Below are 12,205 nucleotides of genomic sequence, written 5' to 3'. Positions count from 1 at the left end.
GCTAACTTATTTTGTAATAAATTTACCAAAATATAATAGCATTGACAAATTAAAAGAGTTATATAGTCGTTCAGATGAAGACAACAGTATGTGTTTTGTTTTTTCTTCTTGGGACTTTGTCAGGCGTGGCAAAGGCTCAGTCTCTGGTCCTTCCTTTATACGGTGAAGGGGCCCAGGAGACAGTGACTGATTATATGACAACAACGCTGCCTTCGGGTGAGATTTTGCCTTGGTTTCCCATTCCTGAAGTGGTTATTGTCAAGAAAAGAGTCTGGTCAAGCGAGGAAGCCCGAAGGGAATATTTACGTTTCAGAAGAAATGTGCTGAAAGTGCTCCCTTATGCCATATATGCTCAAAAAAGATACGATCAACTGGATCGGGATCTGGCTATGACATCCAATAAAAAAGAACATGAAGCGCTGGTGGAAAGATGTGAAAACGATGTGAAGCAAATGTTTAATAGGGAAATTAAAAATATGACCATTTCCCAGGGTAAAATCCTAATAAAGCTGATCGATCGCTATACAGGACACACGAGCTATGAAATGGTGAAGGAAATGAAAGGTGGGATCTCCGCATTTTTTTATCAGGGAGTCGCCAAAATTTTTGGGCATAATTTGAAATCAGCATACGATCCAAAAGAGGACTTCGAAATCGAAAATATCATCCGTGAATTTGAACGGTCGAGGCCCAAACCGGTGATGTAGGACCCCATATATACTTGTATATATAAGTCACGAAGATACTTTAACTAGGATCGGGTTCGTTATGTAATACCTAAATTAAGACAATATGAAAACGATATATGACTTTGATGCTTTGCAATTCAATGGAACTATGAAATCTCTGGGAGATTTTGAAGGAAAGGTTTTGTTGGTCGTCAATACAGCGAGTCAGTGTCTATTCACAAGACAGTTTAAATCGCTCGAAAAGCTCTACCAAAAGTATAAAGCAAGGGGATTTGAGGTACTGGCCTTTCCGTCCAATAACTTTCGGAATCAAGAACCATTGACCGGCAGTACATTGGAGACATTTTGTAGAATAAACCAGCAGGTCAGTTTTCCGGTTTTTAAACGTAGCCATGTCATCGGCACCTACACGACGGCATTGTATAGTTTCCTGTCAAATAAGGCAGAAAATGGACATATCAATAGTAAGCCCTCCTGGAATTTTCATAAATACTTGATCAACAGGCAGGGGGAAGTTGTGGATTTCTATTATCCTACGACTTCGCCATTGTCAGGTAAAATTTGTCGTAATATCGAACGACTTTTGGAGGAGTAACCTACAAACTTCCTACCTTTGGCCTCGGTTTCATACCAGTAAGACCTGTATGTGCCGGCTGTCTTCAACACAAGCCGGCAATATGGAGTGGTGAATTGTAACATACTGATTTTACCGATTTTGCTGATATTGGAAGCCATAAACGAAAAAGAAGATATAAATATGCTAAAACTAGATTTACTTGTCATTGCCGTGCATCCCGATGACGCAGAATTGGGTGCAGGCGGAGTAATGGCAAAATATGTTGCCGAAGGAAAAAAAGTAGGAATTGTAGACTTAACTCGGGGTGAACTCGGTACACGAGGTACTGCGGAGACCAGAGCACAAGAGGCAAAAGATGCAGCTGCGATTCTCGGACTGGCAGCGCGTGAAAATCTCGGTTTGAGAGACGGTTTTTTTGAAAATGCCATCGAGGAAAAAATGGCCATTATAAGTGCCGTAAGGAAATACCAGCCTGAAATCGTTATTACCAACGCGATTACTGACCGTCATCCGGATCATGGCAGAGCAGGGCAGCTTGTGAATGAAGCCTGCTTCCTTTCGGGGTTAAGAAAGGTGGAAACCAGAGACCAAAATAATCATATCCAGGAAGCCTTCCGTCCACGTCTAGTGTTGCAATTTGTGCAGGATTATTACATCAAACCCGATGTAGTCATTGATATTACGGACTACTATGCTTTGAAGGAAAAATCAATCCTGGCCTATAAAACACAGTTCTATACAGGCGAAAATATCAATCCTGACGAGCCACAAACGTATATTTCCAATCCGGATTTTATGGAATCTACCGCCGCCAGAGCAAGGGAATTTGGCCGTTACATCCAGGCTAAGTATGCTGAAGGATTTACATCTAAAAAAATATTGGGCGTTGATGATTTATTTGATCTAAGATAGCGAAGTTGCAATAAAAGATAAAAGCCGAGGATTTTATGAGACATAGAATCTTCGGCTTTTTTATAAACGGCAGGTAATCTATCAGGAGATAAAACCTTTTACATATTGTTTTGTGATTTCATGCTGTGGATTTAACAGCACTTGTTCAGTGGGACCAAATTCAAGGATTTCACCACCATAAACAAAAATGATATAATCAGACACTCTTCGGGCTTGTCGTAGAATGTGTGTCACCAGAACAATGGTGTAATCCTGCTTTAGTTCGATGAGTAATTCTTCAATTTTTGCTGTGGATAGCGGGTCCAATGCGGAAGTTGATTCATCACCAAGTATAATTTCGGGTTCGACAGCAAGTCCCCGCGCTAAGCAGAGCCGTTGTTGCTGTCCAATCGAAAGGCCGGCGGCGGAATGCCCCAAACGGTCCTTAACCTCATCCCATAGGGCTACATTGCGCAATTGTATCTCGACAATCTTGTCCAGTTCTTTTTTATTTTTCGTGCCATGTATACGCGGCCCATAAGCTACGTTGTCGTAGATGGACATCGGCAATGGGTAAGGTTTTTGGGATAAAAGCCCCATTTTTTTACGNNATATGCGTTACTTCGGCATTTTTGCCATAAATGTCCTCACCGTTTACAAGCACAGATCCCGTTATTTCAACACCTTTTGTGTCGTCGACCAGGCGATTCAGGGTTTTCAGCAATGTGGTCTTGCCACAGCCTGAAGGTCCGATAATGGAGGTTACACTATTGTTCGGCAAGGCAAGATTAATATTCTTTAAAATATGTCTCCCATCGATATATACATTGAGATCCTTGATCTGAATGTGAGGATCAGTCAAAGGACTGTTTAACGACGATTCTTTTGTTTCGATTGAAGGATATGCGTGCATACTACGATAATTAAAATGATGATAGTTAAAACCAGGGCCGAAGCATATGCTCGTCCCTGTACCTCAGGAATTGGACTGCTTAACTGAAAAAATATAGCCAAGGGAAGTGTTGCTGCTGGTTCGTCAATATATTTAGGCAAATTGTCACTGAACCCCGTTGTTAACAATACGCCGGCGACATCACCTATTGCTCTTCCGAATGCTAATAGAATGGCAGTCAATAACCCGGCACGAATACTCCGCAACATGACTTTCGCAAGCTCCCAGCGTGTGGTACCCAAGGAAAGGGTGACATTTTTCAGATCTTCAGGAATCGTTTTGATCAGCTCGTCTACTGTACGTACCACAATAGGGATCGTCAATAACGTGACTGTTAGTATGCCGCCCAGTAGTGATGCTCTAATGCCAAAATAGACCATAATACCAAAGCCGACAGCGCCATACACAATCGATGGTACCCCGTAAAGCACATCAAACAACAACTTCGAAAACTGTGTTACTTTGGATTTTGTACCCAAATAAATATTCAGGTAAAGTGATATCGGAATACCAATAAAAGCAGATAGCGCAGTCGCTACCCCTGCTAGATAGAGTGAACCTAATATGGCGTTTAAGATTCCACCTTCTTTGCCGATGTAAAATCCGCCTTTGGGCAACTGACTGACCATTTCCCAATTGAGATAGGGAAGTCCCTTATAGAGAATCGTACCTACAATAAAAAACAGGGAAGCGGTTACCGTGATTCCGGATAGATGCATGAAACCCTTCGCGATCTTTTCACTTATTAATCTTCTTTTGGTGTTATCCATCTAAACCTCCTTCAAGTCGTCTCAATATCAGACGTGATATTAAATTGAAAATAAATATGATGACAAATAGCAATAGCGCTGAAAACATCAAAGCGGACTCATAAAGAGGGATGGACATCATCTCACCAAAATTGTTGGCGATTAAAGCGGGGATGGGGTAACCGGCATCAAATATGGATGTAGGCACCTTGGGTACATTCCCGCAAACCATTAGTACTGCAATCGTTTCTCCAAATGCCCGTGAGGTCGATAAGACAATGGCAGCGATGATACCAGGTTTTGCCTTTTTGAGAATAACATGTTTTATGGTATCCCATTTTGTTGCTCCCAAAGACAAAGAAGCGGCTTTTAATTCATACGGAATCGTTTGAAGCACTTCCACCATAATGGAAATCATGATCGGAAAAATCATGACCGCCAATACAATTCCACCGGCTAATACTGAATAACCGGATGTCACCACACCAAAAATCGGAGCAATATAAAGCTGGATCAGCGGGACGATAAATAATACACCCCAAACACCGTATAACACCGGTGGTATGGCCGCCAAGATATTTACAAGCGGAAGCATCATGTTTTTTAGCGCATCGGAAGCGTATTCAGTCAGATAAACTGCCGTCAATATACACAGGGGTATTGCTATGGCAAGCGATATCAATGTAACAGCGAGTGTACCGGCAATAAAAGGCAGAAATCCGAACGAGCCCTTCATAGGTGCCCATACTTTATCTGTCAATAGCTGAAATATGTTGCTGTATTCAAATAGCGGAATGGATTTTACAGTTAAACCGACCGCAATAATAACGACAACTGATAGCGAAATCAGCAGTAACAAAAATGTGGACCGTTTTACTAAGGTATCTTTAACTAGACGTGTATTTAGCATGCTATAACTTATTTAGTTCGTCATTGATCAGTGTTTCACTCAATGGTACATAACCATTTTCAAGCAACTGTGACTGCGCCTGTTTCTGCAGCACAAAAGAGATGAATTCCTTCAGAAGCAGGGACTCTGTCTTATTGCGTGTGACAAATGTCAGATCGCGGGAGGGAGGCGCGGGATATTTGCCTGCTGCAACAGCTCCGGTCAGGTCTGACAGCGATCCATAGAATTGCTCGTCGGCTTCAATCTGTCCATTTTTATTTAAATCCAATGGCAGTACATCGATATGGTCAAACACTTTGTTTGTCTTTAAATTATATACGTAGTTGATATTGTTGAAGCCAATGCCAAACTTATCATCTTTAATAGCTTGGGCAATACCGGGATCACCAAAGATTCCAACACCTTGCAGGTCTTCCTGTTTACGTCCAAAAAATTTGGCCCAGGTTTCTGCTGCTCCGGCGGCATCCGAACGTACATAAACATTAATCGGATCTGCAGTAAATTGTGGATCAATTTGATTCCATGTCTTAAATTTTCGACTGGCAAAAATCTCCGCAAGTTCCTCCCGGGTTAAGCCGCGTTTCAGTAATGCTTTATAATTCGGGTTAGCAGGATTCAATGTGCATATCACAGCATCTTTGGCCACAATAATAGGGACTGCGCCTTTTTTGACTTCTTGTGGATGCAGATCCCGCGATACCAGCCCAATGTCTACCATACCTGTTAACACGTCGGCAATCCCTTTGCCTGCACCGCCTGCAGAGATATTAAAACGGACATGTGGATGAATTTTTTTGAAGTCTTCACTCCAGATTACGGCCAAAGGGTAGAGTGCAAAGGCCCCTGAAAGTGAAATATTGCCTTCAAATCCACGCTCTTTACTATATCCATTCTTTACTTTTGGTGCGCAGGACGTGATCTTAAATACGGTTATAAAGCTAAAAAACAGAATTATAAAATATCTTTTTATCGTTACACCCATTAGTCTACAGGTTTAGTATATTAAATTTTATACGGCAAATATATATTAATTTGGTAGATATTATAGAATATTAAAAAAATATTTTTACATTTGACNNAACTTGAAAAAAAGATTCGATTATTTCACGAAGGTAAGATCGCTGATGAAAAATTTAGGTCATTGCGTCTAGCCAGGGGAGTATATGGACAGAGACAACCAGGGGTTCAAATGGTTCGTATCAAACTTCCATTTGGAAAAGTTACTTTTAAACAGTTAATCAAAATAGCGGCAATATCTGATGAATATGCAAGTCGTAACCTGCACCTGACCACGCGTCAGGACATTCAGATCCATTACGTTAGTCTGGATCGTACGCCAGAACTTTGGTCAAAATTGGCAGAGGACGATATTACCTTAAGGGAGGCCTGTGGTAATACTGTTCGTAATGTAACGGCCTCACCAACTTCGGGTATTGATCCGAAAGAACCTTTCGATGTCTCACCGTATGCACAGGCAACGTTTGAATATTTTCTACGTAATCCGGTCTGTGCGGAGATGGGCAGAAAATTCAAGATGTCTTTTTCTGCAAGTGAAGAGGATACCGCTTTTTCGTATATTCATGACTTGGGTTTTATTCCAAAATTGAAGTATGTGGATGGTGTGGAAGTACGTGGTTTCAAAGTGCTGCTGGGCGGCGGACTGGGGTCGCAACCATTTTTAGCATCGCTAACAAATGAATTTCTTCCGGAAGATGAGCTTATTCCTTACATTGAGGCTACCTTAAGAGTGTTCGACCGATATGGCGAGCGTAACAACCGAAATAAAGCCCGTTTTAAATACCTTATTCAAAAACTTGGCCTGGAAGAGGTGTTAAATCTGATCGAAGCGGAAAAGATTGCTACAAAAGTAAAAACTTTCGCTATTGATCGAACCAAAATTGAGCAACCGCTGCCACCGGACGACAGCCAAATTACCGTACTTGATCTGGATACAGACTTAAACTATCAGGTATGGAAGAATACGAATACATTTGAACAAAAGCAGGCAGGTTATTACGGTGTCTATGTACGTGTTTCTACAGGAGATATCGGTACCGATAAAGCGCGGTCCTTGGTCGCTGGCTTAAAAGATCTTGTTGCGGATGATATCCGGATAACACAAAACCAAAGTTTGCTGCTGAAGTATGCAACCGAAAAGACGCTACCTCATATTTACCAATTGCTCAAATCATTGGATCTTGCACAGGTAGGTTTTGACAGTACTGCAGATGTGACCACATGTCCCGGAACGGACACCTGTAATCTTGGTATTTCAAACAGTACCGAAATGGCGCGGGTCATCGAATCGTATATAGCCGAATTTCACCAGGATTTTGTTTTCAACAGAGACTTGAAAATCAAGATATCCGGTTGTATGAATTCCTGCGGTCAACATGGGCTGGCGCATATTGGCTTCCATGGCAGCTCGGTTAAAGCAGAGGGCAAGGTAGTTCCCGCTGCTCAGGTTATGCTTGGTGGCGGTACCATCGGCGACGGTGAAGGCCGTGTAGCCGAACGAATTATCAAAGTACCGACCAAAAGGGTATTGCATGTGGTTGAATTCGTGTTGAACGATTATAAAAAGAATGCTGAAGAGACCGAGAATTTCCATGCGTATTACGACAGACAGGGTAAAAATTATTTTTACAATCTATTAAAACCACTATCGGATCTGACGACGCTTGCGGAAGATGAGTTTGTGGATTGGGGACATGAGGGGACTTTCCAAACAGCGATAGGTGTGGGTGAGTGTGCCGGGGTGGTGATTGATTTAGTGGCAACATTGATTTATGAGGCGGAGGAAAAACTACAATGGGCAAATGAGACATTCGGGGAAGCAAAATTCGCAGACGCTATCTATCATGCATACAATGCCTTTGTTCAGGCGGCGAAAGCCTTGCTATTAGATAAAGGTATCAGTGCAAGCACGCAAAATACAGTGATCAACGAATTCCAGACACATTTTGTGGAGTCCGGGGAATATAACTTTGATCAGTCATTTCCGGAACTTGTCTTACAAATCAGTAAAAATGAACCTACTGAGGGCTTTGCAACAGGCTATCTACAAGAGGCCACAAAGTTTATCAATGAGGTTTATCAACGTAAAAATTTAACGCCTGTATTGGCTTAGGAGGGAACGGAATGTCGATAGAAGCAAAAGTAACTTTAGTAGGCGCTGGGCCGGGAGACCCAGACTTGATTAGCCTCAAAGGGATCAAAGCAATCCAGAAAGCGGATGTTATTTTGTATGACGCGCTTGTCAATGATGAATTGTTGGACTATGCGAAAGCAGATTGTATAAAAATTTACGTCGGAAAACGTGCCGAACAGCTTTCAACCTCTCAAGATGAAATTAATCGCCTATTGGTTGACTATGCTTTGAATTATGGGCATGTTGTGCGCTTGAAAGGAGGGGATCCATTTGTCTTTGGACGCGGTGGTGAGGAGATCGATCATGTGGCACAATATGGTATTGAAACAGCAGTCATACCGGGTATTTCCTCCGCAATTGGTCTGACAGGGTTACAGCAGATTCCTCTGACTTATAGGGGGATCAGCGAAAGTTTTTGGGTGATAACCGGATCAAAATCCGATGGCAGCTTGTCCAGCGACCTATATTTGGCTGCCGAGTCCAAGGCGACTGTCGTTGTCTTAATGGGATATGGAAAACTGGCTGAGATCGTGGCTATTTACCGGGATAAGAATCTTCATGATTTACCAATCGCATTGATTCAGAACGGCTCATTACCTAATGAAAAGATTGTATTGGGTACAATGGAAAATATATTGGATGAATCTACCGAAAAAAGACTTGGTGTACCGGCTATTATAATTATTGGTGAAGTCGTAGCAAAACACAGGGCGTTTCAACAGATTAAAGAAAAAGCTTTAGCTTTGTAGCTATGAACCAACTATTTCCCATATTCATCAAACTCAATCAAATTCATACCCTATTAGTAGGAGGAGGGAATGTTGCGATGGAAAAATTTCAAGCACTTGTATCAAATGATAACGCTTTGAATTTAAACATAGTAGCGAAAGAAATTGTCCCAGAATTTGAAATACTGATCAAGCAATATCCTCAAATTAAACTCAATATACGTCCTTTTGAGATAAATGATCTCGAAAATATGCAGCTTGTCATAGCTGCAACGAATAATCGAGAATTAAATGAACAATTGCGCGAATTGACTGCATTTAATAATATCCTTTTCAATGCAGCAGACAAACCAGAATTATGTGATTTCTATCTGGGATCTATTGTGAAAAAAGGTGATCTAAAAGTAGCAATTTCAACCAATGGTAAGTCACCTACAATCGCAAAACGAATCAAAGAGCTGTTAAATGAAATGTTGCCGGAAGAGATTGACGAGACATTATCGTTGATGAGTGCGTATCGAGAACAACTGAAAGGTGATTTTGAATATAAGGTAAAGAAGCTGAACGAACATACCAAAAATATATTACGTCATGAGCGTTAAGGAAATTAAAGAAATTATCGGCGATAAAAAGGGGGCGGAGATGCTGCAGACAATTGCAGCACGATATCCTTCTGAAGTTGTTTTTTCGACTTCTTTTGGGATAGAAGATCAGATTATCACTGAATGGATCGGCAAAAATAATATCGGTATCGAGATTTTTACGTTGGATACTGGACGATTGTTCAAAGAAACGTACTCCTTGTGGAGCCGTACATTGGAACGTTATCAGTTGAATATCAAGACATACACACCGGATACAACATTGCTGGAAGATTTTATCAGTAAAAAGGGACCTAATTCTTTCTATGAATCTGTTGAAAATCGTAAAGAATGTTGTCGGATCAGGAAGATTGAACCTTTGCAGCGTGCTATCAAAGGAAAAAAAATTTGGATTACCGGCATTCGGTCTGAACAATCGGTCAACAGACATGATATGGATTTTGTAGAGTATGATGAAGTAAATGATATCATAAAAATCCATCCGCTGTTTGACTGGACCTTCGAGCAGGTAAAAATGTATTGCAAGGAACAGTATATTCCCTATAATGTATTACATGACAAAGGATTTCCGAGCATTGGCTGCCAACCTTGTACAAGGGCTATTCAGGAAGGAGAAGATTTTCGGGCCGGAAGATGGTGGTGGGAAGATCAGAGTAAAAAAGAATGTGGTTTACATGCTGTTAAATCTTAATCTTAAAAAAGCGTAAACCCGAATTCATTAAATCAAATTTATTATTTCAAAGAATGGACTATTTAGATCATTNNTAGAAGCGGAAGCAATATATATATTAAGAGAAGTCGCCGGACAGTTTGAAAAACCGGCATTATTATTCTCGGGCGGAAAAGATTCCATCACATTGGTTCATCTGGCAAAAAAAGCTTTTAGGCCGGGTAAATTTCCCTTTCCTCTGGTTCATATTGATACCGGGCACAATTTCCCGGAAACTATTGCTTTCCGTGACAGCCTTATTGAAGAGATCGGAGAAAAACTGATTGTGGGCTATGTACAAGATAGTATAGATCAGGGCAAAGTCGTTGAGCAAAAAGGAAAAAATGCAAGTCGTAATGCACTTCAGACTGTCACCTTACTCGAGACAATCTCGAAACACGGTTTCGATGCATGTATCGGCGGGGCACGCAGAGATGAGGAGAAGGCGCGGGCAAAAGAACGTATTTTCTCCGTGCGGGATGAGTTTGGACAATGGGACCCAAAAAGACAAAGACCTGAGCTTTGGAGTATTTTCAACGGTAAGATAAACAAAGGCGAGAACGTACGGGTATTTCCGATTTCAAATTGGACTGAGCTCGATGTCTGGAATTATATCAAACGCGAACAAATTGCATTGCCATCCATTTATTTTAGCCATGAACGGGAGGTAATTACGCGTAACGGACAATTAATGGCAGCCGCACCATTTTTAAATATGGATGCGGATGATGTTATCGAAACTAAATCTGTTCGTTTCAGAACCGTGGGTGACATGACCTGTACGGCAGCAGTAGATTCCACAGCAATTGCTTTGGATGATATCATTGCGGAAATCAAAGCATCAACAGTCAGTGAACGTGGGGCCCGGATGGATGACAAAGTATCCGAGGCAGCAATGGAAGAACGCAAAAAACAGGGGTATTTTTAATTCCTCAAATCTAATACTTGATATTGACAACAATGAATATNNTGAATATATTGAAATTTATAACAGCTGGTTCGGTAGATGATGGTAAGAGTACGTTAATAGGTCGATTGCTATACGATACCAATTCTATTTTGGACGATCAATTGGAAGCGATACAACGTGCCAATCGAAAAAATGATGATGGAACAGTAGATTTAGCGATATTAACGGATGGATTAAAAGCAGAACGCGAACAAGGAATAACTATCGATGTTGCTTACAAATATTTTCAGACCGATCGGCGAAAATATATTATCGCAGATGCTCCGGGCCATATCCAATACACGCGAAACATGGTTACCGGCGCGTCTAATTCTGAGCTGATTATTATCTTGGTAGATGCAAGGAAGGGCGTGATTGAACAAACTAAAAGGCATTCATTTATTGCTAAATTACTGGCAATGAAGCAGGTATTGGTATGTGTCAATAAAATGGATATGGTGGATTATAGCGCTGCTGTTTTTGAACAAATCAAAAATGACTATCAACAATTGGCTGCCAATCTAGGGCTTCAGGACGTTGATTTTATCCCTGTATCCGCATTAAAAGGTGACAATATTGTTCATAAATCTGAGCGTATGCTCTGGTATTCAGGAGAATCATTGTTGGACTACCTGGAAAATGTTGAAATTCACGAAAATCAGGCAGCGAACTGGAGGTTCCCGGTACAATGGGTTGTCAGGCCACAAACGGATGATCTCCATGATTATAGGGGATATGCAGGCAGAGTGTTAGGAGAGGGGCTTACGGTAGGTGATCAGGTAATTATTTATCCCTCAGAAACATACAGTACTGTCAAAGCCATAGAATTTAATGGTCTGCAGCTTGATCGGGCAGAAAATGGACAGTCAGTTATTCTTCATTTAACAGACGATGTGGACATTAGTCGCGGCGACACGATTGCTAATGTTGAAAAACAACCAAAATTTGAGCGCAATATACAGGCAAATGTATGTTGGTTTGACAATAAACCTCTGGATACCGAACAGATCTATTTGCTACAGAGCCATAGTAAATTGACAAAAATAAAAATTGTTGATGTGCTTTATAAATTCGACATCAATACACAGGAAAAAGTCTTTGACGAAACGATCAAGCTCAATGATATTGGCCGGATCGCGATCAAATCTGCTGAAAATCTTGTATTCGATTTGCAGGCAGAAAATGCCGCGAATTCGCAAGCGATCGTGATTGATCCACGGACTAATATAACAGTTGGCGCGCTGATGATTCAAGCTGTTGATTAATAATTTTATCTGTAAATATTCAACCTAAATATT

At 41.1% G+C, this 12,205-nt stretch carries 11 protein-coding genes and 2 pseudogenes; 9 read left to right on the top strand and 4 right to left on the bottom strand.

Going from position 1 to position 12,205, the window contains the following annotated elements; translation table 11 throughout:
• The first annotated feature begins 74 nt into the window (after positions 1–74).
• The 3 genes from B4G94_RS04545 (at position 75) to bshB1 (ending at position 2,178) form a co-directional block, all read left to right on the top strand.
• Positions 75–707 carry a DUF4294 domain-containing protein gene (locus B4G94_RS04545; RefSeq protein WP_286857395.1) on the top strand — a complete coding sequence of 211 codons (633 nt, stop codon included), beginning with the start codon at positions 75–77 and terminating at the stop codon, positions 705–707.
• A gap of 85 nt (positions 708–792) precedes the next feature.
• A complete protein-coding gene (locus B4G94_RS04540; protein ID WP_286857393.1) occupies positions 793–1,284 on the top strand; it encodes a glutathione peroxidase in 492 nt (163 codons plus the stop codon).
• 162 nt (positions 1,285–1,446) lie between these two features.
• Entirely contained in the window at positions 1,447–2,178 is a 732-nt protein-coding gene (gene bshB1 / locus B4G94_RS04535; protein ID WP_108634552.1) for a bacillithiol biosynthesis deacetylase BshB1, read from the top strand.
• 81 nt (positions 2,179–2,259) lie between these two features.
• Here the strand turns inward: bshB1 and B4G94_RS27980 are convergent.
• From B4G94_RS27980 to B4G94_RS04510, 4 genes and pseudogenes are all read right to left on the bottom strand, one after another.
• Positions 2,260–3,070: pseudogene (locus tag B4G94_RS27980) on the bottom strand (phosphate ABC transporter ATP-binding protein).
• The gene (locus B4G94_RS04520; protein WP_108634291.1) at positions 3,028–3,879 is read right to left on the bottom strand and encodes a PstA family ABC transporter permease; all 852 of its coding nucleotides are present in this window, start codon (positions 3,877–3,879) and stop codon (positions 3,028–3,030) included. Before B4G94_RS04520 ends, B4G94_RS27980 begins: the two are co-directional and overlap by 43 nt.
• On the bottom strand, positions 3,872–4,768 hold the full coding sequence (gene pstC / locus B4G94_RS04515) for a phosphate ABC transporter permease subunit PstC (RefSeq protein ID WP_108634290.1): 897 nt from the start codon (positions 4,766–4,768) through the stop codon (positions 3,872–3,874). Before pstC ends, B4G94_RS04520 begins: the two co-directional genes overlap by 8 nt.
• A gap of 1 nt (position 4,769) precedes the next feature.
• Positions 4,770–5,750, bottom strand: coding sequence for a PstS family phosphate ABC transporter substrate-binding protein (locus tag B4G94_RS04510; protein ID WP_108634289.1), 981 nt, complete (start codon positions 5,748–5,750; stop codon positions 4,770–4,772).
• 69 nt (positions 5,751–5,819) lie between these two features.
• On the opposite strand from B4G94_RS04510, the gene B4G94_RS04505 reads away from it, so the two are divergent.
• The 6 genes and pseudogenes from B4G94_RS04505 to B4G94_RS04480 all read left to right on the top strand — a co-directional run bounded on the left by B4G94_RS04505 (position 5,820) and on the right by B4G94_RS04480 (position 12,172).
• Positions 5,820–7,898, top strand: a complete 2,079-nt coding sequence (locus B4G94_RS04505) for a HEPN domain-containing protein (RefSeq protein WP_422663706.1) — start codon at positions 5,820–5,822, stop codon at positions 7,896–7,898.
• 11 nt (positions 7,899–7,909) lie between these two features.
• On the top strand, positions 7,910–8,668 hold the full coding sequence (gene cobA, locus B4G94_RS04500; RefSeq protein ID WP_286857382.1) for a uroporphyrinogen-III C-methyltransferase: 759 nt from the start codon (positions 7,910–7,912) through the stop codon (positions 8,666–8,668).
• A gap of 2 nt (positions 8,669–8,670) precedes the next feature.
• Positions 8,671–9,249 (top strand): precorrin-2 dehydrogenase/sirohydrochlorin ferrochelatase family protein, encoded by a 579-nt coding sequence (locus B4G94_RS04495; RefSeq protein ID WP_286857381.1) that lies wholly within the window; start codon positions 8,671–8,673, stop codon positions 9,247–9,249.
• Positions 9,239–9,940 carry a phosphoadenylyl-sulfate reductase gene (locus B4G94_RS04490; RefSeq protein ID WP_286857380.1) on the top strand — a complete coding sequence of 234 codons (702 nt, stop codon included), beginning with the start codon at positions 9,239–9,241 and terminating at the stop codon, positions 9,938–9,940. The genes B4G94_RS04495 and B4G94_RS04490 overlap by 11 nt, the downstream gene beginning before the upstream one ends.
• A 53-nt stretch (positions 9,941–9,993) precedes the next feature.
• Positions 9,994–10,886 (top strand): annotated as a pseudogene (gene cysD, locus B4G94_RS04485) (sulfate adenylyltransferase subunit CysD).
• 41 nt (positions 10,887–10,927) lie between these two features.
• Positions 10,928–12,172 carry a sulfate adenylyltransferase subunit 1 gene (locus B4G94_RS04480; RefSeq protein WP_313533089.1) on the top strand — a complete coding sequence of 415 codons (1,245 nt, stop codon included), beginning with the start codon at positions 10,928–10,930 and terminating at the stop codon, positions 12,170–12,172.
• Positions 12,173–12,205: the final 33 nt, after the last annotated feature.

The sequence above is a fragment of the Sphingobacterium sp. UBA7625 genome, from assembly GCF_002484085.1.
In the GTDB taxonomy this organism is placed as follows: Bacteria; Bacteroidota; Bacteroidia; order Sphingobacteriales; family Sphingobacteriaceae; genus Sphingobacterium; species Sphingobacterium athyrii.
This window is presented reverse-complemented; position numbering and strand designations above follow the sequence as displayed.

Coding starts and splice junctions, on each gene's coding strand:
- B4G94_RS04510 (WP_108634289.1), bottom strand. CDS start 5,750: ATGGGTGTAACGATAAAAAGATATTTTATAATTCTGTTTTTTAGCTTT.
- bshB1 (WP_108634552.1), top strand. CDS start 1,447: ATGCTAAAACTAGATTTACTTGTCATTGCCGTGCATCCCGATGACGCA.
- pstC (WP_108634290.1), bottom strand. CDS start 4,768: ATGCTAAATACACGTCTAGTTAAAGATACCTTAGTAAAACGGTCCACA.
- B4G94_RS04545 (WP_286857395.1), top strand. CDS start 75: ATGAAGACAACAGTATGTGTTTTGTTTTTTCTTCTTGGGACTTTGTCA.
- B4G94_RS04495 (WP_286857381.1), top strand. CDS start 8,671: ATGAACCAACTATTTCCCATATTCATCAAACTCAATCAAATTCATACC.
- cobA (WP_286857382.1), top strand. CDS start 7,910: ATGTCGATAGAAGCAAAAGTAACTTTAGTAGGCGCTGGGCCGGGAGAC.
- B4G94_RS04540 (WP_286857393.1), top strand. CDS start 793: ATGAAAACGATATATGACTTTGATGCTTTGCAATTCAATGGAACTATG.
- B4G94_RS04490 (WP_286857380.1), top strand. CDS start 9,239: ATGAGCGTTAAGGAAATTAAAGAAATTATCGGCGATAAAAAGGGGGCG.
- B4G94_RS04520 (WP_108634291.1), bottom strand. CDS start 3,879: ATGGATAACACCAAAAGAAGATTAATAAGTGAAAAGATCGCGAAGGGT.